Annotated in this window: 20 protein-coding genes and 1 pseudogene; 14 read left to right on the top strand and 7 right to left on the bottom strand. The window is 66.0% G+C overall.

The window, feature by feature from the left end; all coding sequences use genetic code 11:
• The first annotated feature begins 76 nt into the window (after positions 1 to 76).
• The 3 genes from dapE (at position 77) to FOC40_RS08930 (ending at position 2,342) form a co-directional block, all read left to right on the top strand.
• Positions 77 to 1,258 carry a succinyl-diaminopimelate desuccinylase gene (gene dapE / locus FOC40_RS08940; protein ID WP_003794101.1) on the top strand — a complete coding sequence of 394 codons (1,182 nt, stop codon included), beginning with the start codon at positions 77 to 79 and terminating at the stop codon, positions 1,256 to 1,258.
• A gap of 2 nt (positions 1,259 to 1,260) precedes the next feature.
• Entirely contained in the window at positions 1,261 to 1,986 is a 726-nt protein-coding gene (locus tag FOC40_RS08935; RefSeq protein ID WP_034512470.1) for a TIGR00730 family Rossman fold protein, read from the top strand.
• Positions 1,987 to 2,177: 191 nt separating this feature from the next.
• Positions 2,178 to 2,342: a DUF3117 domain-containing protein gene (locus FOC40_RS08930; RefSeq protein ID WP_065424519.1), complete on the top strand. Its 165-nt coding sequence runs from the start codon at positions 2,178 to 2,180 to the stop codon at positions 2,340 to 2,342.
• Positions 2,343 to 2,406: 64 nt separating this feature from the next.
• Here the strand turns inward: FOC40_RS08930 and FOC40_RS08925 are convergent, their stop codons facing one another.
• The 4 genes from FOC40_RS08925 to FOC40_RS08910 form a co-directional block, all read right to left on the bottom strand.
• The gene (locus FOC40_RS08925; RefSeq protein WP_003793441.1) at positions 2,407 to 3,036 is read right to left on the bottom strand and encodes an O-methyltransferase; all 630 of its coding nucleotides are present in this window, start codon (positions 3,034 to 3,036) and stop codon (positions 2,407 to 2,409) included.
• A 194-nt stretch (positions 3,037 to 3,230) separates the two neighbouring features.
• Positions 3,231 to 4,361: an Mrp/NBP35 family ATP-binding protein gene (locus tag FOC40_RS08920; RefSeq protein WP_039929190.1), complete on the bottom strand. Its 1,131-nt coding sequence runs from the start codon at positions 4,359 to 4,361 to the stop codon at positions 3,231 to 3,233.
• 10 nt (positions 4,362 to 4,371) lie between these two features.
• On the bottom strand, positions 4,372 to 4,947 hold the full coding sequence (locus FOC40_RS08915) for a DUF1003 domain-containing protein (RefSeq protein WP_003794106.1): 576 nt from the start codon (positions 4,945 to 4,947) through the stop codon (positions 4,372 to 4,374).
• Positions 4,940 to 6,244 carry a magnesium transporter MgtE N-terminal domain-containing protein gene (locus tag FOC40_RS08910; protein ID WP_003794108.1) on the bottom strand — a complete coding sequence of 435 codons (1,305 nt, stop codon included), beginning with the start codon at positions 6,242 to 6,244 and terminating at the stop codon, positions 4,940 to 4,942. The genes FOC40_RS08915 and FOC40_RS08910 overlap by 8 nt, the downstream gene beginning before the upstream one ends.
• Before the next feature lie 100 nt (positions 6,245 to 6,344).
• Between FOC40_RS08910 and FOC40_RS08905 the strand changes: the two genes are divergently transcribed.
• Entirely contained in the window at positions 6,345 to 7,085 is a 741-nt protein-coding gene (locus tag FOC40_RS08905) for a general stress protein (RefSeq protein WP_003794111.1), read from the top strand.
• A gap of 21 nt (positions 7,086 to 7,106) precedes the next feature.
• Here FOC40_RS08905 and FOC40_RS08900 read toward each other — a convergent pair whose 3' ends face one another.
• The 3 genes from FOC40_RS08900 to FOC40_RS08890 form a co-directional block, all read right to left on the bottom strand.
• Positions 7,107 to 8,615 carry an aminopeptidase P family protein gene (locus tag FOC40_RS08900; RefSeq protein ID WP_003794112.1) on the bottom strand — a complete coding sequence of 503 codons (1,509 nt, stop codon included), beginning with the start codon at positions 8,613 to 8,615 and terminating at the stop codon, positions 7,107 to 7,109.
• Between the two features lie 126 nt (positions 8,616 to 8,741).
• A complete protein-coding gene (locus tag FOC40_RS08895) occupies positions 8,742 to 9,740 on the bottom strand; it encodes an asparaginase (protein ID WP_039929192.1) in 999 nt (332 codons plus the stop codon).
• 13 nt (positions 9,741 to 9,753) lie between these two features.
• A complete protein-coding gene (locus FOC40_RS08890) occupies positions 9,754 to 11,214 on the bottom strand; it encodes an amino acid permease (protein WP_003794116.1) in 1,461 nt (486 codons plus the stop codon).
• Between the two features lie 237 nt (positions 11,215 to 11,451).
• On the opposite strand from FOC40_RS08890, the gene FOC40_RS08885 reads away from it, so the two are divergent.
• The 10 genes and pseudogenes from FOC40_RS08885 to FOC40_RS08840 all read left to right on the top strand — a co-directional run bounded on the left by FOC40_RS08885 (position 11,452) and on the right by FOC40_RS08840 (position 21,786).
• Positions 11,452 to 12,300, top strand: coding sequence for a PHP domain-containing protein (locus FOC40_RS08885; protein ID WP_003794118.1), 849 nt, complete (start codon positions 11,452 to 11,454; stop codon positions 12,298 to 12,300).
• The gene (locus FOC40_RS08880; protein WP_003793419.1) at positions 12,297 to 12,926 is read left to right on the top strand and encodes a MarC family protein; all 630 of its coding nucleotides are present in this window, start codon (positions 12,297 to 12,299) and stop codon (positions 12,924 to 12,926) included. The genes FOC40_RS08885 and FOC40_RS08880 overlap by 4 nt, the downstream gene beginning before the upstream one ends.
• A gap of 202 nt (positions 12,927 to 13,128) precedes the next feature.
• Entirely contained in the window at positions 13,129 to 13,704 is a 576-nt protein-coding gene (locus FOC40_RS10800; protein ID WP_003794120.1) for an LPXTG cell wall anchor domain-containing protein, read from the top strand.
• A gap of 669 nt (positions 13,705 to 14,373) precedes the next feature.
• Complete coding sequence (locus tag FOC40_RS08870; protein WP_003794127.1) at positions 14,374 to 16,740, top strand: glycogen/starch/alpha-glucan phosphorylase; 2,367 nt, start codon at positions 14,374 to 14,376, stop codon at positions 16,738 to 16,740.
• Between the two features lie 171 nt (positions 16,741 to 16,911).
• Positions 16,912 to 17,298: a GntR family transcriptional regulator gene (locus tag FOC40_RS08865; RefSeq protein WP_003794129.1), complete on the top strand. Its 387-nt coding sequence runs from the start codon at positions 16,912 to 16,914 to the stop codon at positions 17,296 to 17,298.
• Positions 17,295 to 18,022 (top strand): annotated as a pseudogene (locus FOC40_RS08860) (ATP-binding cassette domain-containing protein). The gene FOC40_RS08865 and the pseudogene FOC40_RS08860 overlap by 4 nt, the downstream one beginning before the upstream one ends.
• Positions 18,022 to 18,834 carry a hypothetical protein gene (locus FOC40_RS08855; RefSeq protein ID WP_039929193.1) on the top strand — a complete coding sequence of 271 codons (813 nt, stop codon included), beginning with the start codon at positions 18,022 to 18,024 and terminating at the stop codon, positions 18,832 to 18,834. Before FOC40_RS08860 ends, FOC40_RS08855 begins: the two are co-directional and overlap by 1 nt.
• Positions 18,835 to 18,877: 43 nt before the next feature.
• Entirely contained in the window at positions 18,878 to 19,486 is a 609-nt protein-coding gene (locus FOC40_RS08850; RefSeq protein ID WP_003794133.1) for a CPBP family intramembrane glutamic endopeptidase, read from the top strand.
• Between the two features lie 202 nt (positions 19,487 to 19,688).
• Positions 19,689 to 20,615: a helix-turn-helix domain-containing protein gene (locus FOC40_RS08845; protein WP_003794135.1), complete on the top strand. Its 927-nt coding sequence runs from the start codon at positions 19,689 to 19,691 to the stop codon at positions 20,613 to 20,615.
• A 79-nt stretch (positions 20,616 to 20,694) separates the two neighbouring features.
• A complete protein-coding gene (locus tag FOC40_RS08840; protein ID WP_003794137.1) occupies positions 20,695 to 21,786 on the top strand; it encodes an ankyrin repeat domain-containing protein in 1,092 nt (363 codons plus the stop codon).
• The last annotated feature ends 16 nt before the right edge of the window (positions 21,787 to 21,802 follow it).

Here is a 21,802-nt window from a genome sequence, read left to right as displayed (position 1 = left end):
GCTCCTGGGGAGCGGCGGAGGGACGCAGGTGGGGGGAGTGCACGGCTATCCTGGAGGCATCCATGAAGGAGGAACCATGCAGCTGACGAACCTGACGGACCCGGTCGAGCTCACGCGCCAAATGATCGACATTCCCTCGGTGTCGGGAGACGAAGGGCCCCTGGCTGACGCCGTCGAGGCGGCCCTGCTCGATGCCGGATTCGGATCGGTCCCATCCCTGGAGATCCTGCGCGACGGTGACGCCGTGTGCGTGCGGACTTGTCTCGGCCTCGACCAGCGCGTGATTCTCGCCGGGCATCTCGACACCGTCCCCATCGCCGACAATGTCCCCGGTCGCTTCGAGGAGCGCGACGGGGCAACGGTCCTGTGGGGTCGTGGGTCGGTCGACATGCTGGGAGGCTGCGCGGCGGCGCTCGCGCTCGCGTGCGAGGCTGGCGCTGTCCTCCGTTCCAGTGACGAGGCTGCGCTGAACGCCGACGTCACCTGGGTCTTCTACGATCACGAGGAGGTCGCCTCCCACCTGAACGGCCTGGGGCGCGTCCAGCGCAACCACCCCGAGTGGCTGGTCGGCGACCTGGCGCTGTTGGGCGAGCCCACCGCCGCCCACGTGGAAGGCGGCTGCAACGGCACGCTGCGCGTCATTGCGCACTTCTCGGGGCGCGCCTCGCACTCGGCGCGCGCGTGGATGGGCGTCAACGCGATCCACGCGATGGCTCCCGTCATCGAGCGTATCGCCACCTACGGAAACCCTGTCGTTACCGTCGATGGCCTTGATTTCCGCGAATCCCTCTCGGTCGTACGCGTCGCGGGCGGTATCGCCAACAACGTAATTCCCGAGGCTGCGTCGATGACCGTCAACTACCGCTTCGCTCCCTCCACGCGCGCGGACGATGCCCTGGAGTGGGTGCGCGGGTTCTTCGAGGGCACGGGCGCCACGATCGAGGTCGATGACCTGTGCGAAGGGGCCAGGCCGGGAGCGGACTCTGACGTCGCCCAGCGCTTCCTGTCGGTCGCCCGCCAGGTCGCGGCCTCGCGGGGTGAGGAGCTGCAGCTGAGTGCAAAGGTCGGCTGGACCGACGTCGCGCGCTTCACCCAGGTCGGCGTGCCCGCCATGAACTTCGGCCCCGGTGACCCGCTACTGGCGCACACGCGCGACGAACATACGCCCGTATCCGATATCGTGAAGGTGCACGACACGCTGCGAGCGTTCGTGCTCGCGCAGCCGGCACCGACGCCTGCACCACACAGGGAGGCATGACCATGACCAAGCCGACGCACACCTACCGCCGCGGATCCATCGTCCTGCGAGGCGACCAGATCCCGCGCATGACCTCGGACGCATCGCTGCTCCAGTCCGACCAGAGCGCGGACTGGAAGCACGAGGACCCGTGGCGGGTCCTACGCATCCAGTCCGAGTTCGTCGAGGGCTTCGAGGCCCTCGCGGAAGTCGGCCCCGCCATCTCGGTGTTCGGTTCCGCTCGCACCCGCCCCGACGAGCCCCTCTACGAGTGCGCCCAGCGCATCGGCGAGCTCCTCGTGGATCGCGGCTACGCCGTCATCACGGGCGGCGGCCCCGGCATGATGGAAGCGGCGAACCGCGGCGCATGGGAGGCCGGCGGAACGTCGATCGGCCTGGGGATCGAGCTGCCCCACGAGCAGGGCTTGAACCAGTGGGTGAACCTGGGCGTTAACTTCCGCTACTTCTTCGCTCGTAAGACCATGTTCGTCAAGTACTCGCGGGGTTTCATCGTGATGCCCGGGGGTTTTGGGACCATGGATGAGCTCTTCGAGTCCGCGACCCTCGTGCAGACGGGGAAGATCCGTTCCTTCCCGGTGGTCCTCGTGGGGACCGACTACTGGTCGGGCCTGGTCGATTGGATCCGTTCCTCGATGGTCGATGCGGGGATGATCTCGCCCGGCGACGTGGACCTGCTCCGCGTCGTCGATGACCCGGAGGAGGCCGTGCGTCTAGCGACGGGTGCCTAGTAGTTTTGCAGCCTTTATGCGGGTGCTATGTTCTATCAAACTCCACTTATTACTGACCTAATTAATCGATTGGCTTATTTTTCTTGATTACTCTTTGCGATGTGTTAAGGAAAAATGGCGCTTATTCGATAAAATAGGTATGTTACCCCGCCTGAGGAGGCGCGGGCATAACTCTGAGAAGGAGTACTCTCATGGCAGCAATGAAGCCTCGCACGGGGGATGGACCCCTCGAAGTCAGCGCCGAAGGGCGCGGTATCGTCATGCGAATTCCCAGCGAAGGGGGCGGTCGGCTCGTTATTGAGCTGAACGCGCAGGAGGCGGCGGAACTCGCCGAAGCTCTCGGAGCGGCCATCTGACAGATAGAGACGAAGCGGCGGAACAGGATCTCCTGTTCCGCCGCTTGTCTATGAATGGGGCAGCTCAGCGCTTCACGGCGACCGCCAGGCCGTCACCGACGGGCAGTAGCGTGGGCACGAACTCATCGGAGTCGCGCAGGTAGTTGACCACCTCGCGGGCGACCACGGTGTGCGCGTCGCGGCGCGCGGGGTCGGCCACCTGGTCGCGCCACAGGGCGTGCACGAAAGCGATCGTTCCGCCGGGGCGCAGGATACGCACCGCGTGATCGAGGTACTGAGGGGTTTCCTCCAGGTCGCCGTCCAGGACGACCATGTCGTAGCCGCGAGCAGCCATGCGCGGCAGCACGTCGAGAGCGCGCCCGGCGATGAGGCGCGTGCGATGCGAGGACAGACCTGCAGCAGCGAAGTTGCGGCGCGCGTGGCCCAGGAGTTCAGACTCGGAGTCGATCGTCGTGAGGACGCCGTCGGCAGCCATGCCGTCCAGCAGCCACAGGCCGGACACACCCGCGCCCGTGCCCACTTCCAGGACCGCGCGGGCGCCGGAGACGGCCGCCAGCATGCGCAGGGCTGCGCCGGTGCCAGCGGATACGGGGGAAGCGCCCATTTCGGTAGCGACGGCGCGTGCGGCGGTCAGCGCGTCGCTTTCCGCCACGTAGTCCTCGGTGTACACCCACGTCTGGGCCTTGTCCGCCATCGCCGTATCCTCACTCGTGTTTGATCGCCTGGGTGAGGTACGCCTGCGCGTTGATGCCTCCCCAGGCATCAGGGTACAGGCGAGGATGCGCAAGGGCGCGCTGGCGCTCCGAAAATACGCGAAAACTTCACCTGGCAAGCATACGAAACCCCGGCCTCGTCGATGGGGACGAGGCCGGGGCGAAGCCGCGTGGCTCAGTGCTGGATGGGGGAGACCCCGAGGGGGCGGCCCGCCAGGCCGCGGTTCACCGACGAGAGCTGCTTGGCGAGGGCCGTGAGCTCCTCAGCGGCAGGGCCCGAGGCGACGGCGACGGGCTCGCCACGGTCGCTGCCCTCACGCAGCGCGATGTCGAGGGGCACCTGGGCTAGCAGCGGCACGGAGTAGCCCAGCTGCGCGGTCAGGCGCTGCGAGACGGACTCGCCGCCTCCCGCGCCGAAGATCTCCAGGCGCGAGCCGTCGGGCTGGGGCAGGAAGGACATGTTTTCGACGACACCGATGACCTTCTGGTTCGTCTGCGAGGCGATGGAACCGGCGCGCTCGGCGACCTCGGCGGCCGCGACCTGCGGGGTCGTCACGACGAGGATCTCCGAGTTGGGCAGCAGCTGCGCGATTGAGATCGCGACGTCGCCCGTGCCCGGAGGCATGTCGATGAGCAGGACGTCCAGGTCGCCCCAGAACACGTCCGCGAGGAACTGCTGGAGGGCGCGGTGGAGCATGGGGCCGCGCCAGATGACGGCCTGGCCGTCGGGCACGAACATGCCGATCGAGATGACCTTGACGCCGCCGGCGCCCACGGGCGGGATCATCATGCCGTCGATGACCTGCGGGTCGTGGTCCACGCCGAGCATGCGCGGGATCGAGAAGCCGTAGATGTCCGCGTCCATGACGCCGACCTTGAGGCCCTGCGCGGCCAGCGCGGCGGCCAGGTTCGCGGTCACGGAGGACTTGCCGACGCCGCCCTTACCCGAGGTGACGGCGATGACGCGCGTGAGGGAGTCGGGGCGAGAGAAGGGGATCTCGCGCTCGGGGCGACCGCCGTTGAGCTTCTCGCGCAGCGCCTTCTTCTGCGCCACGTCCATGACGCCCATCTCGACGGAGACGTTTTCGACGCCTTCGACGGCGCTCACGCGCTCGGTGACGTCCTTGGTGATCTGGGTGCGCAGGGGGCATCCGGCGGTGGTGAGCAGGACCTTGACGGCGACGGAGGAGCCGTCGATCGTGACCAGGTCGGGGGTCACCATGTTGAGGTCGGTGATGGGGCGGCGGATCTCGGGGTCGATGACCTGGCCGAGAGCCTCCATGACGGAATCAAGCGTGACTGGCATGGACTCCACTCTACTGGCCGGTGTGCCCATCTTCTAGGGGACGAAAGGCACCGTCTGCCTCGGGCTCAGGCTCCGCCTCGTTCGACGAGGCGTTGGTCGCGTCCGCGGCGATCTCCGCACGCAGGTCCTCCAGCATGTCGCGCAGCTCGGAGCGCACGAAGTCGCGCGTGGCGACGTCCTGGAGCGCCAGGCGCAGGCCTGCGATCTCGCGGGCGAGATACTCGGTGTCGGCGAGGTTACGCTCCGCGCGAAGACGGTCCTGCTCGGCCACGACGCGGTCGCGGGCATCCTGGCGGTTCTGCGCGAGCATAATCAGCGGGGCCGAGTACGAGGCCTGGGTGGAGAATGCGAGGTTGAGGAGGATAAAGGGGTAGGCATCCCAGGCGGCGTTTGCGTTGATCCGAGCGAGCAGGAGGTTGGCGGAGATCCACGCGACGACGAAGATCGTCATGTAGAGGACGAACTTGGGGGAGCCCATGAAACGGGCGGTGGCCTCGGCGAAGCGGCCGAAGCCGTCGCCGCTGCCCGACGAGCGGCGGAAGAACCACCGACGCTTGTCGATCGGGTTATCCAGGCGATCAGCCATCGATGCTCCTTGCCATCATGCGGTCGGTCACGTCGTCGTCGAAGTCTCGCCAGTCCTCGGGCAGCAGCTCGTCGAGGACGTCATCGACCGAGACGGCACCGTGCAGGTGCCCGTCCTCGTCGACAACCGGGAGGACCGTCAGGTTGTAGGTTGCGAGCAGACGCGTCACGGTGGCGATGTGGGCGTTGGGCTCCACAGACTCGATGTCGCGGTCCAGGATCGTGCCGAGCAGGGTCTGTGGGGGCTCGCGCAGCGCACGCTGGATGTGGACCATGCCCAGGTACTGGCCGGTCGGTGTCTCCTGAGGCGGGCGTGCGATGAAAGCGACGGTCGCGATCGAGGCCGGGATGTCCTCGCGTCGCACGGCCGCGAGCATCTGCGCGACGGTCGCATTGGGGCCGAAAATGACGGGCTCGGTGGTCATGAGCGAACCCGCGGTCGACTCGTCGTAGGTCATGAGGCGACGAACGTCCTCTGCTTCCTCGGGTTCCATGAGGGCGAGGAGGGACTGGGCTTGGGCATCGGGGAGCTCGGCGACCAGGTCGGCGGCGTCGTCGGGCTGCATGACGTCGAGGACGTCGGCGGCGCGGGCAGCCTCAAGGCCGGAGACGATAGCGACGCGGTCATCGTCTCCCAGCTCCTCAAGCACGTCGGCGAGGCGCGCGTCCGTCAGCTGCATGGCGACCGCCATCTTGCGGTCCTGGGGGAGCGTGTGCATGAAGTCCGCCAGGTCGGCGGGGCGCATGTCCTCCGTGTACTGCAGCAGCGCGGTCGCCGCCTGGTTCGAGTCGGTCTTGAGCAGACCCGACACCTCGGACACGTCGACCGTGAGGGTCTCGCCGCTGCGCGTGAAACCGAGGGCGGACGTGCGCACGCGCTGGACGTGCAGCGTGGAGATCACCCAGTCCTTCGGACGGCGCTGACGCATCGCGACGTCGAGGATACGCACCTGGCCCGAGCCGTCGTTCATGGTGACGACGCGGTCGAAGAGCTCGGAGAGCACGAGCGTCTCGATGGGACGCTGCGTGAACGAACGAATGTTGAGCAGGCCCGTCGTGATGACCGAGCCGGCCTCGATCGAGGTCACTCGGGTGAGCGGCAGGAAGACACGCTTACGCGGGCCGACCTCGACGACGAAGCCGATGACGTTGGCTTCGGATTTCAGCCGAAAGATGACAACGACATCGTGGATCTTGCCGACTTGGTCGCCCAAAGGGTCGAAAACGCCGGTGCCAGCGAGCTTTCCGATGTAGACGCGGCGGCCCTTGGTGCCTAGTTCAATAGATGCGATGCTCACTCTTCCATCTTAGGCTGGTGACCACAGATGCGTACTGATGAGCCGGTCGCCGCATGAACAATGCGTTCCATGCCACCGAGGCCGGGACGAAGGAGAAGAAATGGCTGTCGTGATGGACCCGCAGATGCCCACGGGCACCGAGGTCGCCTCGTACGAGACCTACGCGCAGGCGCGTGCGGGCGTCGACTTCCTGTCGGATGCCGGCTTCGATGTTTCCGCGATCACGATTGTTGGCTCCGACCTGCACCTCGTCGAGCGTGTCAAAGGACGCCTGACGATCGCCCGCGCCTCCCTCTCGGGTGCCTCCAGCGGCGGCCTGTGGGGAGCCCTGGGTGGCATGCTCATGTCCGCTGGCCAGAGCGCGGGTGGCACGGGAACGTGGGTCGCTGGCGGCATCATCGTCGGCGCCCTGATCGGCATGGCTCTGTCCGCTCTGTCCTTCATCATTCGCGGACGCAGCCGCGACCTCGTGTCCTCCCAGCAGGTTGTCGCGCAGCGCTACGCGGTCCTGGCCTCGGCCGACATAGACCGCGCCTACCAGATCCTGCAGCGCACCCCCGGCAACCGCGCGCGCGTCGTGCGCCCGCGTACGGAGCAGGCGCGCCCGCAGAAGGATTCCGTCGGTTTCTTCCCCGACGGACGCCCCCGCTTTGGTGCGGCGACCAAGGACGGGGAGGTGCCCGGTGGCCGCCAGACGCCCGAGGCCACGTCCGCCCGGACCGACGTCCCCGTGAGCGCGCCCGATGCCTCGGCCCCTATGACGAACAGCCCCGAGAGCGCGGCGTCCGCACATGAGGACGCCGCGACCTCGTCCCCCGAAGAGGACCAGACCGAGGCCTAACCTCAGCTCTGCGCCCGCATTTCAGCGGGACTGCACGCGGGCGATCCACTCCTCGACGTCGGCGATCGTGCGCGGGATGTCCTCGGAGATGCGCGTGACGGTGCCGTCGGCGTTCACGACGACGTCGTCCTCGATGCGCACGCCGATCCCGCGGTACTCCTCGGGGATGAGCAGGTCGTCGGCGCGGAAGTACAGGCCGGGCTCGATCGTGAAGACCATGCCCGGCTCGAGTAGCGCACCCTTGTAGAGCTCGTCTCGCGCCTTCGCACAGTCGTGCACGTCCAGGCCCAGGTGGTGGCTGGTGCCGTGTGGCATCCAACGGCGGTGTTGCTGGCCCTCGGGGGCGAGGGACTCTTCCGGGGTGACGGGCAGGATGCCCCACTCGTGCAGGCGCGTGGCGATGACGCGCATGGCCGCGTCATGCACGTCCTTGAAGCGGCAGCCCGGCTCGTTGGCGCGGGCAAGGGCGGCCTCGCAGGCGTCGAGGACGGCCTGGTAGACGCGTGCCTGGACCTCGGTGAAGCGACCGTTGACGGGCAGGGTGCGCGTGATGTCGGCGGTGTAGAGGGAATCGACCTCGACGCCGGCGTCGACGAGCACCAGGTCGCCTTCGCACACCTCCCCATCGTTGTCGATCCAGTGCAGGGTATTCGCGTGGTTGCCCGAGGCCGCGATGGTTTCGTAGCCCTCGCCGTTGCCTTCTTCGCGGGCGACCGCTCGGAATGCGCCCTCAATGACGCGCTCGCCACGGCGGTGGCCGACAGCGCGCGGCAGGATACGGATGATGTCCTCGAAACCGGCCTTGGTCACCTCGACGGCTCGCACCATCTCCTCGAGCTCGAACGCATCCTTAGTCAGGCGGATCTCAGACAGGCGTTCCTCGAGACGTTCGTCGTCTTCGCGGGCCTCCTCGCCTGCGGGCAGCCCGGCCTGGGAACGCACCTCGTTCACCATCGCCTCGACGTTGGCGTCGACGCCGCGCACGATGCGCAGCTGCACGGTCCCGGCGTCCTTCGCCAGTGCGTCGCGCAGCGTGTCGATGTGGCGTGTCTCCAGTCCGGTCTGTGCGCTTAGCTCCTCGAGCGAGGGGCGTGCGCCGACCCAAAACTCGCCGTAGCGGGCGTCCGCGTAAAACTCCTTGGAGGAACGCGAGGCGCGAGGCTTGAAGAAGAGCAGGGGAGTGTGGGTGCCATCGTCGTTCGGCTCGAGCACCAGGACCGTGTCAGGTTCCTTCTCGCCGCCGAGGCCCGACAGATGCGCGAAGGCGGAGTGCGCGCGGAAACGATAGTCGCAGTCGTTCGAGCGGACCTTGTAGGGGCCCGCGGGGACGACGAGGCGCTCGCCCGGAAACGGGGCACCGGCCTTGAGGGTGCGGTCATTCAGGAAATCGGCGACGCGCTCGCGCGCGGGAAGCTCGGTGGGACGAGGTCCCCAACCGGAGCCGATAAAGTCGCGGAACGCGGAGGACTGAGGTTGGCGGGAGCGGTTATCCCCGCGATCGGACATGGACTGGGTAGCTTCTTCACTCATGGGTGCTATTCTACGCACGCGTTGTGCGCTCACGGGCGCGAAAGACATGACAAACCCCGGCCTCGTCTCCCAGGTGGCGCGCGCTGCGCTGGGAACGAGGCCGGGGCTGTGTCGGGTGCAAGAGGCTCAGTCCTGGAGGGTGAGCTCTCCCGCGATGGACAGGTCCATCCAGCGCTTGAAGTCCGCGCCGCGCTTGCCCTGCGAGAGCAGGAAGACGGTCTTGGCGTAGAGGGCCTCGAGCGTCATGTCGTGCGCGCCGATCGCGCCCAGCTGGGCCAGGGCGTTGCCGGCCTCATAGTGGCCGAGCATGACCTCGGACTGGTAGCACTGGGAGGCGACGATGATCGGCACCTCGGCCTGCGTGAGCTCGGCCAGGACATCCACGAGGCCGGGCTCGGAGGCGGGGATGTTACCCACACCGAAGGTGCGCAGGATGACCGCATCCGGGTGGGGCGTCGTCATGGCGCGCAGCCGCGCGGCGCTCATACCGGGCACCACGTCGATGACGGCGACATCCTGGCGCGTGTATGGGCTGGGATCCTGCCAGCCGGTGCCCGCGCTCGGCGCCTCGTACCAGCGCCACGGTGCGCCCGTGCGCGCCATGGGGGACACGGAGGGCGACTCGAATCCACGGAACGCCCACGACGAGGTTTTGGTGGCGCGGTTGCCGGCCAGGAGCTTGTGCCCGAAGAACAGCATGACGCCTCGGGCGCGATGCGAAATTGCAGCGCGCAGGGCGCCCGTGACGTTCGCGGACGCATCCGAGCCGACGACGCCAAGCGGGTACTGAGACCCGGTCAGGACGACCGGCTTGCCCATGCTCGCCAAAGCGTAGGACAGGGCCGCGGCCGAGTAAGCCATCGTGTCCGTGCCGTGCAGGACCAGGAAGGCGTCGGCCTCGTCCGCATGCGCGTTGATGTCGTTGATGATGGCCTGCCAGTCCTCGGGGGTGGCCTCCGAGGAGTCAATGAGCGGGTCCAGCGTCGACATCGTGATGTTCGAGGCCAGCTCGATGCCCTCCAGCTGTGAGCCGAACCATCCCTGAAGGTCAGCGCCGGGGCGCAGACCCTCGGGGGAGTCGACCATGCCGATGGTGCCACCGGCATACGTGACGTGAAGACGCACTGTTCGTCCTTTCTCAGTCGCCCGCCACCAGGGTTTCCTCGCCCTGCAGCGAGGCGGCGGCCTCGTCGGTCAGGTTGCCGACGCGCCCGCGCACGTAGTACCAGCCGGCGACCATGAGGACGACGACCACGGCGAAGAGCGCGAGGGTCCAACGGCCCGACTCGGAGGTCACGTTCGAAGCCACGACGACCGCGAAGAAGAGCAGCGCCAGGTAGTTGGTGTAGGGGGCGCCGGGCATGCGGAACTCGGGGCGCTGTTCCTCGCCGCGCTTGACCTTGCGCAGGAACGCCAGGTGCGAGATGAGGATCATTGCCCAGGTGCCGGCGATGCCGATACCCGCGAGGTCCATGACGATGTTGAAGGCGTTCTCCGGAACGAAGGCGTTGAGCAGGACGCCCAGCAGGCCGAGCGACGCGGTGATGATGATGCCGCCGTAGGGGACGTGGTTCTTGTTGAGGCGAGCGGCGTAGCGCGGGCCCTCGCCCACGAGCGCCATCGAGCGCAGCGTGCGGCCGGTCGCGTACAGGCCGGCGTTGAGCGAGGAGAGGGCGGCGGTCAGGACGACGACCTGGATAATGTCGCCCGCGTGGGGCACGCCCAGGCCGGAGAAGAACGTCGTGAAGGGTGACTCATTCGAGGAGTATGCGTTGTAGGGCAGCGCCAGGGCGAAGAGAACGACAGAACCGACGTAGAAGAAGAAGATACGCACGACCATCGAGTTGATGGCCTTGGGCAGGATCGTCGCGGCGTCCTTGGCCTCGCCCGCCGCGACGCCCACCATCTCGGTGCCGCCAAAGGCGAAGACGACGCCCAGCGTGAGCGCGAAGACGGGGGCCAGGCCCTCAGGGAACCAACCACCGGACTCGGAGATGTTGTGGAGGCCCGCGGTGTACTCGCCGACGTGAGCCTGAGTGATGATCGCCCAGATCGCCACGCCCATGAAGATGAGGATCGTCGCGACCTTGATCATCGCGAACCAGAACTCTGCCTCGCCGAAGGCCTTGACGCTCATCATGTTGAGGACGAAGACCAGGGCGAGCGCGACGAGGGCGATGACCCACTGCGGGACGGACTCGAACATCGACCAGTAGTGCATGTACAGCGCCACCGCGGTGATATCGGCCATGACCGTGACCGCCCAGTCCAGGAAGAAGAACCAGCCGGTGACGAACGCGCCCTTCTCGCCCAGAAACTCGCGGGCGTAGGACACGAATGCGCCCGAGGATGGACGGCGTACGGCGAGCTCGCCGAGGGCCCGGACCATCAGGAACGCGAAGGCGCCACACACCGCGTAGGCGAAGGCCAGCGCGGGGCCGCCCTGAGCCAGGCGGCCGCCGGCACCCAGGAACAGGCCGGTGCCGATCGAGCCGCCGATGGCGATCATCTGGATGTGTCGGTTTTTCAAAGCCTTGTTGTACCCGGCGTCTCCTGCGTCGGTCGCGGTGGACACCTGGGTCTGATCCTTGTCAGACACGCGTGTACTCCAATCGGTGTTGAGGGAGGCCAAATGGCCGCTTACTGTCAGTTTCCTATAGTCGACGGATCGTCGCTGCAGGTGGGACGGTGGTCAAAACGGCGGCTTCGAAACGGGAGAACGTGCAGAAAATGCGGTCGAGACAAGCCAAAACCGGGTCATTGGAGAGACCTCCTGGCGCTCGCGGGTGTTGTTCGCCCGCGCGGTTGTGTGATGGGACTAATGGGGTAATCTCAAATGGTGAAGCGAATTGACCCCCACACTCATAGCGCGTATTCAGACGGGACGGATACGCCCGCGCAGCTCCTGGCTATCGCCGCGCAGGCCGGGCTGGACACCATCGCGCTGACGGACCACGACACGACGATCGGATGGGACGAGGCCGCGGCCGCTGTCGCGGACACCGGCGTGAGCCTCATCCGGGGCGCTGAGATGTCGTGCTCGTCCTCGGGGATCACCGTGCACCTCCTGGCGTACCTCTTCGACCCGGCCAGCCCCGGCCTCGTCGATAATTTCCGACGCACGCGCGAGGACCGCGAGACGCGCGTCGCGCGCATGGTCGAGAACCTGTCCGCCGACTACCCGATCACGTTGGACGACGTGCTCGCCTTCGCGCCCGAGGGCGGCCCCGTGGGGCGCCCGCACATCGCCGATGCGCTTGTCGCCGCCGGTGCCTTCCCCGATCGCAGCGCTGCCTTCGTTCAGGCCCTGCACCCGTCGGGCCCCTACTACGTGCACTACTGGGCGCCCGACCCGGTCGAGGCCGTGCGCTGCGTGCGGAAGGCCGGGGGAGTGCCGGTCTTGGCCCACCCCCGTGCTCGCAAGCGCCAGCGCCTGCTGCCCGAGGCCGTCATCGCCGACATGGCGGAGGCGGGACTCTTCGGCATCGAGCGCGACCACCGCGACCACGCGCCTGAGGATCGCGCCGACGTCGAGCGCATGGCCCGCGAGATGGGTCTGGCGATGTTCGGCTCCTCCGACTACCACGGGACGGGCAAGCCGAACCGTATCGGCGAAAACACGACGGACCCGCAGGTGATCGCCGAGGTCATCGCGCAGGGCACCATCGAGGTGGTCGAGCCGTGAGCCTGTTCGACGTCACTCTTTTTGCGACCGCCTTCGCGACGCTGACGGTCATTATGGACCCGGTCGGCACCGTGCCGATCTTCCTGGGGCTGACCTCGCGATACTCTCAGGTCAAGCAGCGCAGGGCCGCTATCCAGGCGACATCCGTGTCCTTCGGCGTCATCCTGACCTTCGCGATCCTGGGCGGGCAGATCCTGCGCTTCCTGCACATTTCGATGGAGGCCCTTCAGCTCTCCGGCGGCGTCCTGCTCTTCCTGGTCGCCATGGAGCTCCTCATGGGCACCGACTCATCGACACCAGACACGGGGGACGAGGGCGTGAACGTCGCGCTCGTGCCGCTGGGTACTCCGCTCTTGGCGGGCCCCGGCTCGATCGTCGCTGTCATGGTGGCCGTCGGACAGGCCGGCACGAACGTGGGCTCGTGGATCGCAGTTATCGTCGCTGTGATACTGGCGCACGTCGTCATGTGGCTAACGATGCGTTTCTCCCTGATGCTGTCCCGGCTCCTGGGGCCCGGTGGCATCATGCTGCTGACAAAGATTTCCGGCCTGCTGCTGGCCGCCATTGCGACACAACTCATCATGGAGGGCATTTTCCAGTTCATTGCGACTGCGAAGCTCTCCTGACCTGGGCGTTATCCCCCGGAATATCACCGTTCAATCGGCCGTGCAAAAGTGGCGTGCGACTCGCCGACGGGTGAGTTTCGGAAATCTGTGCATATTGGTCAGGAAGTGTTGTAGGGTGGGTGAGAACGCCGTGACGCGACACGGCCTGCTATGGTCAGGGTCACGCATTCATCCCTCACCACAATTGTTCCAGGAGAAACCAATGAAGAAGACGACCTCGTCTCTGCTTTCCGCGACCGCGGCCCTCGGCCTGATCGCCGCTTCGGCCGGCGTTGCTTTCGCCTCCGAGACTCCCGCGCCGGATCAGTCCGCGAACCCGGCTCCGGTTCCCTCCGTCGCTCCGAGCGCCGATCCGGCCCCCGGCAACGGCGCGGACAACAACGATGCCCCGCAGCCTGATCCCCAGCCCTCGGGCATGCCCCAGCCTCCGAGCACGCCGGATCCGGAGCCGAGCCAGGACCCGCAGCCGAGCCAGCCTGAGCCCTCGACCCCTGCTGCCGACCAGGCTCCCGCCGCCGATCAGGGTGGCGCTGGCGCCGCTTCGGGCCCCGTCGGCACCACCGGCGTGACCACCCGCGGCCAGATCTCCACCGGCAACGGCCCGGCCCCCGTCTCTGCTCGTGGCGGTATCCGTAACACGAACGCCCCGGTCGGCACCCCCGCCGCCTCGAACCCGACGCTGGCCAACACCGGCTCCGTCGCTTCGATCGCCGCTGGCGCTGGCGTTATCGCGCTGGCCGGTGGCGTGACCCTCGTGGTTGCTCGCAAGCGCCACTGAGGCATCTTCGCCTGACAAATAAAGCGGGCCCGCTCGATCCGAGTGGGCCCGCTTTTTGTCTAGTTTGCGCAGATCACGCGATAGTTGTGCACGAACGTGCAGTTAAAAACCGCGTATTTGCGCCGAAAAGTCATCGGTTCGCCTTGAAATGATGCGTGCATCACATGCATAATGGAACTACCGAAAGTCACCATGAATTGAGCCCTCATGATGAACCGGTGATGGGAAGTGGCACCGCTCCATCGAGGGGTGCCACTTTCCTGTTATGCGCCCCTGCGGAGCGTGCCCCCCGCAGGGGCGCACCTTGCGGGGGACGAGCTGTCGCCAGAAACCTGTTGGGTTAGCCGTTGTTAGTTATATGTAAACCTAAATGTGTGGGGCGCTGACCGTGTCTCACGTTTGGGTCGGCGACATGTTGGATTGTGGGGAGAGACGGTGCAGGTGGGGTTATTTTCGCTGGTGTTTGTTGGTGACAACCTGGGTCTTTAGTCTTAGAGTCAATGTGGCGGGTGTACTCCGTCACGTGGCTGGGGGTGGGGTTTCTCCCAGACCCGTGTCAGCGCATGGAATCGTGGTGGTTAATCGCTACCCTCTAGAATTGAGGCCAGCCCCACCCTGGGGCGCTCGCCCCCGCGGCGGGCACGGCGCAGTTACAAAAAAGGAAATCGTATGACGCTGGATCTGACGCAGTCGCTGCCCTCTCATGTGCGCGCGACCTCTGGACGCCCCGTTGAAGATTCGACCCTGATGGAGGTGTGGCAGGGCCTGTCCGCCGCAATCGTCGATCAGATCGCCGATAACTGGGCCGCCACCACGGAGCGTTACGCCAAGGGTCGTCAGGAACACTACTTCTCCGCCGAGTTCCTCATGGGCCGAGCCCTGCTCAACAACCTGTCGAACCTCGGCCTCGTTGAGCAGGCTCGCGAAGCCCTCGCCGCTTACGGCCTCGACCTCGGCCAGGTCCTCGAAGAGGAACCCGATGCTGCCCTCGGTAACGGTGGCCTCGGTCGCCTCGCCGCCTGCTTCCTCGACTCCTGCGCGACCCTCGACCTGCCCGTGCGCGGCTACGGCATCCTGTACCGCTACGGCCTGTTCAAGCAGCTCTTCGACAACGGCTTCCAGACCGAGCACCCGGACCCGTGGATGGAAGAGGGATATCCCTTCGTCATTCGCCGCGAAGAGCGCGCACGCATCGTCTCCTACGCTGACCTGACCGTTCGCGCCGTCCCGTACGACATCGCGATCACCGGCTACGGCACCAAGAACGTGGGCACCCTGCGCCTGTGGAAGGCTGAGCCGATCGAGGAATTCGACTACGACGCCTTCAACTCTCAGCGCTTCACCGACGCCATCGTCGACCGTGAGCGCACTATGGACATCTCCCGAGTCCTGTACCCCAACGACACCACGTTCGAGGGCAAGGTCCTGCGCGTGCGCCAGCAGTACTTCTTCTGCTCCGCCTCCCTTCAGGAAATCGTCGCCAACTACGTGCGTCACCACGGCACCGACCTCAACGGCTTCGCCGAGTTCAACGCCGTCCAGCTCAACGACACCCACCCGGTCCTCGCCATCCCCGAGCTCATGCGCATCCTCATGGACGAGCATGGCCTCGGCTGGGAAGAGGCCTGGAAGGTCGTCTCCAAGACCTTCGCCTACACGAACCACACGGTTCTCGCCGAAGCCCTGGAGACCTGGGACATCCACATCTTCGACCGCCTGTTCCCGCGCATCGCCGAGATCGTCCGCGAGATCGACCGCCGCTTCCGCATCGACATGGCTGAGCGTGGCCTCGACCAGGCAACGATCGACTACATGGCCCCCGTCGCCGGCAACACCGTGCGCATGGCCTGGATCGCCTGCTACGGCTCCTACTCCATCAACGGTGTCGCCGCCCTCCACACGGAGATCATCAAGCGCGACACCCTCAAGGAGTGGTACGCGATCTGGCCGGAGCGTTTCAACAACAAGACCAACGGCGTGACCCCGCGCCGCTGGCTCAAGCAGTGCAACCCGCGCCTGGCCGCCCTCCTCGACGAGGTGACCGGCTCCGACGCGTGGGTTCGTGACCTCACGGAACTCTCCAAGTTCACCGAGGCCGGCACTGACGAGGTGCTTGAGCGCCTGGGCGAGATCAAGCGCGCCAACAAGGTCGACTTCGCGGCGTGGGTCAAGGAGCGCGAGGGCGTCGAGATTGACCCCGATGCGATTTTTGATGTCCAGATCAAGCGCCTGCATGAGTACAAGCGTCAGCTGCTCAATGCCTTCTACGTCCTGGACCTGTACTTCCGTATGAAGGACGACCCGACGCTGGACACACCCAACCGCGTCTTCATTTTCGGCGCGAAGGCCGCTCCCGGCTACATCCGCGCCAAGGCGATCATCAAGCTCATCAACGCTATCGCTGAGCTGGTGAACAACGACGCGGATATCAACGGGCGCATCAAGGTTGTCTTCGTCCACAACTACAATGTCTCGCCCGCCGAGCACATCATCCCCGCCGCGGATGTGTCCGAGCAGATCTCGATGGCCGGCAAGGAGGCCTCGGGTACGTCCAACATGAAGTTCATGATGAACGGCGCCCTCACCCTGGGCACCCTGGACGGCGCGAACGTTGAGATTCTCGAGGCCGTGGGCGACGAGAACGCCTACATCTTCGGTGCGACCGACGATGAGCTGCCCGAGCTGCGTCGCCACTACGACCCCCGTTGGCACTACGAGAACGTCCCCGGCCTCAAGCGCGTCATCGACGCCCTGACCGACGGCACGCTCGACGACTCCAACTCCGGTTGGTTCCACGACATCCGCCACTCGATCCTCGAGGGCGGCTACGACCCCGCCGACGTGTACTACGTGCTGGGTGACTTTGCTTCCTATCGCGAGACCAAGGACCGTATGGCCGCCGATTACCGCGACCAGAAGGCCTGGAACGCTCGCGTGTGGGCGAACATCTCCCGCTCCGGCCGCTTCTCCTCGGACCGCACGATCTCCGACTACGCTCGCGAGGTGTGGCACATCGAGGGTGAGCCGATCGCCTGACGTATTTGCGTAGGGAAGGGCCTGGAACCGCAAGGTTCCGGGCCCTTCCTGTGTTTCGGGAGCGCGCATCGGTATTGACACGCGACCCAACTGTATTAGTGGGTTGACACAATTCTGAATCTGTGTCATTGTATTAGTGTATTAATACAGAGAGACAGGAGGGATGCATCGATGCGCATCGATGACACCCGCCCCATCTGGATCCAGCTCGCCGACTCCTTCCGATCCCGCATCACCAACGGGACGTGGAAGCCGGGAGAGAAGATCCCCTCCGTCCGAGACCTCGCCATCGAGGCCGGAACGAACCCCAATACCGTCCAACGAGCCCTCACCGCCCTCGATGAGGAAGGGCTCACGATCCCCAAGCGAACCGCCGGGCGTTTCGTCGCCACCGACGACGCCGCCCTGCGCACCCTGCGCGGAGACGACGCGCGGGCAGCGGCGAGCACCTACATACGCGCCTGCCGCGCCCTCGGTGTCGAGAAGGAGGACGCGCATCGTCTCCTCGACGAGCGGTGGGACACGGATTCAGAGCACACAGGAGGCATCCCCTCATGACCACCCAACCCCCGGGCGCCGCGCAGGCGTCTCCCGGCCTCGTTCACATCGAAGGCCTCACCAAGCGTTATCGCAGCGTCGCCGCCCTGCAGGACTTCACCCTCACCCTGGAGGCGGGCCACATCGTCGGCCTCATGGGACCCAACGGATGCGGTAAGACCACGCTGCTCAAGATCCTCGCCGGGGTCCTCTCCGACTACGAGGGAAGCGTCACCATCGACGGGCACCACCCCGGCCCGGTCTCCAAGTCCATCGTCTCCTACCTTCCCGACGCGGACTTCCTCAACCCGGAATGGAACGCGCGCACGGCCGTCACGGAATACTCCCGGTTCTTCGCCGACTTCGACGCCGACAAGGCCGCCGCCATGGTTGACTTCTACGGCCTGCCCACCACGCGACCCCTGAGCGACATGAGCAAGGGCATGGGGGAGAAGCTCCAGATCGCCCTCATCATGGCCCGGCAAGCCCGCGTCTACCTCCTCGACGAGCCCATCAGCGGAGTTGACCCGGCAACCCGCGACGTCATGCTCGAGGGGATCCTGCGCGAGTTCAATGCCTCGTCGCTGCTTATCATGTCCACCCACCTCATCTCCGACATCGAACACTTCGTCGACTACGCGCTCTTTATGAAAGAGGGCAGAGTCTTCCTGCGGGTGACGCCGACGACCTGCGAGCCACGCGGGGAGACTCCCTCGACGCAATCTTCCGGAAGGAGTACCGCTGATGTTCGGGACACTACTCTCATACGAAATCCGCTCCAGGGCTCGTGCCGTCACACGCGTCCTCGAGATCATCGTCGCGGCCATCGTCCTGTCCCTCGTGGTCGTCGCGCTGAACATCCCCGTGTTGAGCGACTCCGCGTTGAGGATCACCTACATCCTGTGCTGCGGGATTCCCGCAGGCTTCCTCATCGCCGGAATGATCGACTACTGGAAGACCCTCTACGGCCAGCGCGGGTACTTCATGATGAGCCTGCCGGTCTCGGGATCCTCGATTTTGTGGGCGAAGATCACCAGGATCTGCCTCGAATCCCTCGTCGGCCTGGCCTTCGCCGCTGGAGGCATCGTCGCCACCGCCGCCGAAGACGCCTCCCGCAAGGGTATGAGCCTCGCGCAGTACACGGCGGACATCCGTGGTGTCCTCGCGGTCTTCCCCACCTCGATGCTCATCGCCCTGGCCGTTGCCCAGGTGATCTCGACGCTGGCTGTGGTGGTCCAGACCTGTGCAGTCATGACGATCGGGGCCGAGGGTCGCTTCAATCACATGGGCTTCGGGGCGCCGATGATCGGCTTCATCATCCTCTACTTTGTCAACCAGGTGATTGGGGTCGTCGGTACGCTCTTCCTCCCGCTGTCCATCAACCTGCGGACCGGGCAGTTCGGCGCCGACATCATGTGGACCTCCTTCATCTCGATGACGGATGACACGCCACCCGAAGTCCTCGGACTAGGCTCCTTCATTCTCGGTCCGCTCTTCGCCATCGTCATGGCGATCTGGGCCTCTCGTTCCATCGAGAAACACACGTCCCTGCGCTAGCGCCCGTCCTCGCGCGTGTGCGAGCCAAGCATAGGAGGTTTCAATGTTCCTGTTATCGTCAGCGATCAGCGCCTTCGTCCAGCTCGGCCTGTTCCTCGTGATCCCCTTCGCGTGGTGGGCATTCACCGCCAGACACAGCGTTGGCTTTGCCTCCTGGATCGGTCTACGTCGGCCGACCTGGGACGGGAGAAGGGCGAGACTCGGCGTAGCCATCCTCGCGTGGGTGGTGATCGGGGCGGCCTCAACCGCGCTGCTCCAATCCCTGTCGGGGGACGTGCCTGCCGCGCGTTTCGCCGGGCGAGGCCTCGGCGGCCTCGTCCCGGTCCTGCTCTTCGCGATCGTGCAGACCTCCCTCGCCGAGGAGTTATTCTTCCGGGGCTTCCTCGGCAAGCGGGTCATCGCCAGGTGGGGTTTCGCCCCCGGCAACGCCGCTCAGGCCATCGCCTTCGGTATCCTGCATGTCGCGATGTTCGCCTCCTTCGCGGACCCGATCTGGCTCCTCGCCATCGGGATCCTGACGGGGGCCAGCGGATGGATCGTCGGTTGGCTCAACGAGGAGGGGGCCGGGGGATCGATCCTGCCCGGCTGGGCGCTCCACGCGAGTGCGAACCTGCTCGTCGGAACCGCGGCGGCGTTCAACCTCATGGGGTGAGCGTGGTCCCGGCCAGCGGTTGAACTGCGCTGGCCGGGGCTTCGCTGCGCGCGCGGGCGGCTTCGAGGGAACGTGCGCCGGGCTTTGAGGATTCGTTCAGTTTCCTATGATGTCTTAGGAGTGATAAACGTCGAAACCCGAAAGGACACCCGTGGAACCAACGAACGGCTCATTCGTCCCGGCGAGCCCGGACCTGATCTGGATGGTGTTCATCCAGCAGGTCTTGGTCCTCATCGCGTGGCTGATCGGTGTCGTAGTGCGCCGGGTCCTGAAGAATCGCATGACGATGTCCACCGCGTCAGCAACTCTGACCGGCCTAGCCGGCCTGTGGGGTGGCTTGGTGATCGCCGGTTGGATCTTCGACTCCGGTGACCTGTGGAAACCTGGGATGATCGGCGTCGCCGCGCTGGTTGCCCTCGTCGTCGTCATCGTTGTTTCCCTGATCGCCGCCTACCTGCACCCGCGCCCCGGCCTCGACCCCATCTCCGAGGTTGCCAAGCACGACGAATCCGACTCCCTCGAATTCAAGTCGAGCGCCCGCTGGAACATGCGCACGGGCAAGCGTGACGACGCGATGGAGACCGTGATCGCCAAGACCGTCGCCGCCTTCATGAACTCCGGTGGCGGCACCCTGCTGATCGGCGTCGACGACGATGGTCGGCTCATCGGCATGGGGCCCGACTACTCGACCCTCAAGACGCCCGACTCCGACCGTTTCGAGCTGTGGATCCGAGACATGTGGGGGCAGCGAATGGGGACCAACGCCGCCGTGCTCCCCAGGCTCGACTTCGCCGAGGCCTCGGACCCACAGGAGGGATACGAGCGCCAGGAGGTGTGCCGGGTGACCATCCCGCCCTCGCCCCACCCCGTGTACCTGAGGGGACCGAAGGGCAAGGGGGAGGCCGAGTTGTGGGTGCGCGTGGGCAACTCGACGCGGCGCCTGGAGGTCACGGATGCGGTCCAGTACGTGTCGACGCGCTGGCCAGAGAGCGTGCGTGTCTCCCCGTGGACGCGCGTGCGCCTCCTCGCGCTGCGCCGCCGCGAAGTGCCGACGCGCCTGCCGGGCGTCGTCGAGCGGGTTCTCACCGAGCGCGCGATGAGCGGCTTGTCTGCGGTGGAAGAGGAGTGAGCGACGCGGGGCGTCGGGCGCTGAGGGGGAGTAGGGGCGGGGTTAGACTGGCCCCAGGAACTCAGAGAGGAGAGTAGGCATGCGCCTGCGCAAGACCCTGCCCGCGGACATCGAGCAGATCATCGCGTCCGGGGACGTTGAGGCCGTCGTGCGCGCGGTCGAGCGTTGCGAGATCGGCGCGTACCTGCGGGGATCCGCCTACGAGCCGAGGCTCATGCACTTCCCGGCCTCCGAGGAAATCACCGACTTCCTGCTCGCGCGAGGCGAGGACATCAACTCCCGTGACCGGTACGAACGTACCCCGATCCACGCGCGCGTTCGGTCGCGATGCCTCGACCAGATTCCGATGCTGATCGCTCGCGGAGGCGACATCAATGCGCGCGATACCTCCGACCAGACGGCGTTGTTTGACGTCGTCGAGCGTTTCCCCGTTGCCGACGTGTCACGGATGATGTCGTGGGGCGCGGATCCGCTGGTTGTTGCCGACTCGCGGGTCTACGGGAAGGCGACGCTTGTGGAGAACGTGGTGGCCTGGCACAACTTCCTGGACACGCCGCGCGCGCTCGCGGTGATTCGGTTGCTCCTTTCTGTTGGGGCACCCGTCGGCGAGCGTGTGCCCATCGCGCTGCGAGCCATGGACCGGATGCGCTGCACGTTCATCACGCACGGTCTGCCGGAAACGATTTCTCAGGCGACGTTCGACGAGGCCTCCTCTGCGTTGTCGGAGCTGTGCGCGCTGTTCGGGGTGGAACAGCGGGAGGCGCAGCGCGCGCCTGGAGTGGGGGAACGGCTGGAGCTGGATCCGTCCGTGCCTGCACTGCGTCAGTATGGGGAGTTGTGGGATCTGCTTGTGCCCGACAGTGGCCAGTGTCAGACGCTGCAAGGCGAGGTCATCCGCATTGCGGGGCGCGTCGGCCACGAGGTGTATGACAACGGTGGCATCAACTGGGATCGCTCTTTTGGGAAGCTGCTGGACCAGTATCTCAGTGTCGTGCGTTCAGGCCTGCCGATGCCGCCCGACTCTGTCGCTCGGGCCGAGGCCGCCGTCGCCTCCCTCAAGTCCCGTTCGATGTCCCGCCAGGCCGTCGACGACATCACGGAGCTGGCGGTGGTGTGGGTGCGCTTGAACCCCGTTCTTGTGGAGACGGATCTGCCAGACGTGGGGCGGTGAGCGGGGCTAGGTGTAA

The sequence above is a fragment of the Schaalia odontolytica genome, assembly GCF_009730335.1.
GTDB classification, from domain to species: Bacteria; Actinomycetota; Actinomycetes; order Actinomycetales; family Actinomycetaceae; genus Pauljensenia; species Pauljensenia dentiphila.
This window is presented reverse-complemented; position numbering and strand designations above follow the sequence as displayed.

Excerpts from the sequence above, each read along its gene's own strand:
- FOC40_RS08870 (WP_003794127.1), top strand. The coding sequence starts at position 14,374 with ATGACGCTGGATCTGACGCAGTCGCTGCCCTCTCATGTGCGCGCGACC.
- FOC40_RS08935 (WP_034512470.1), top strand. The coding sequence starts at position 1,261 with ATGACCAAGCCGACGCACACCTACCGCCGCGGATCCATCGTCCTGCGA.
- FOC40_RS08925 (WP_003793441.1), bottom strand. The coding sequence starts at position 3,036 with ATGGCGGACAAGGCCCAGACGTGGGTGTACACCGAGGACTACGTGGCG.
- FOC40_RS08905 (WP_003794111.1), top strand. The coding sequence starts at position 6,345 with ATGGCTGTCGTGATGGACCCGCAGATGCCCACGGGCACCGAGGTCGCC.
- FOC40_RS08920 (WP_039929190.1), bottom strand. The coding sequence starts at position 4,361 with ATGCCAGTCACGCTTGATTCCGTCATGGAGGCTCTCGGCCAGGTCATC.
- FOC40_RS08915 (WP_003794106.1), bottom strand. The coding sequence starts at position 4,947 with ATGGCTGATCGCCTGGATAACCCGATCGACAAGCGTCGGTGGTTCTTC.
- FOC40_RS10800 (WP_003794120.1), top strand. The coding sequence starts at position 13,129 with ATGAAGAAGACGACCTCGTCTCTGCTTTCCGCGACCGCGGCCCTCGGC.
- FOC40_RS08865 (WP_003794129.1), top strand. The coding sequence starts at position 16,912 with ATGCGCATCGATGACACCCGCCCCATCTGGATCCAGCTCGCCGACTCC.
- FOC40_RS08855 (WP_039929193.1), top strand. The coding sequence starts at position 18,022 with ATGTTCGGGACACTACTCTCATACGAAATCCGCTCCAGGGCTCGTGCC.
- FOC40_RS08850 (WP_003794133.1), top strand. The coding sequence starts at position 18,878 with ATGTTCCTGTTATCGTCAGCGATCAGCGCCTTCGTCCAGCTCGGCCTG.
- FOC40_RS08930 (WP_065424519.1), top strand. The coding sequence starts at position 2,178 with ATGGCAGCAATGAAGCCTCGCACGGGGGATGGACCCCTCGAAGTCAGC.
- FOC40_RS08845 (WP_003794135.1), top strand. The coding sequence starts at position 19,689 with ATGGTGTTCATCCAGCAGGTCTTGGTCCTCATCGCGTGGCTGATCGGT.
- FOC40_RS08885 (WP_003794118.1), top strand. The coding sequence starts at position 11,452 with ATGGTGAAGCGAATTGACCCCCACACTCATAGCGCGTATTCAGACGGG.
- dapE (WP_003794101.1), top strand. The coding sequence starts at position 77 with ATGCAGCTGACGAACCTGACGGACCCGGTCGAGCTCACGCGCCAAATG.
- FOC40_RS08840 (WP_003794137.1), top strand. The coding sequence starts at position 20,695 with ATGCGCCTGCGCAAGACCCTGCCCGCGGACATCGAGCAGATCATCGCG.
- FOC40_RS08900 (WP_003794112.1), bottom strand. The coding sequence starts at position 8,615 with ATGAGTGAAGAAGCTACCCAGTCCATGTCCGATCGCGGGGATAACCGC.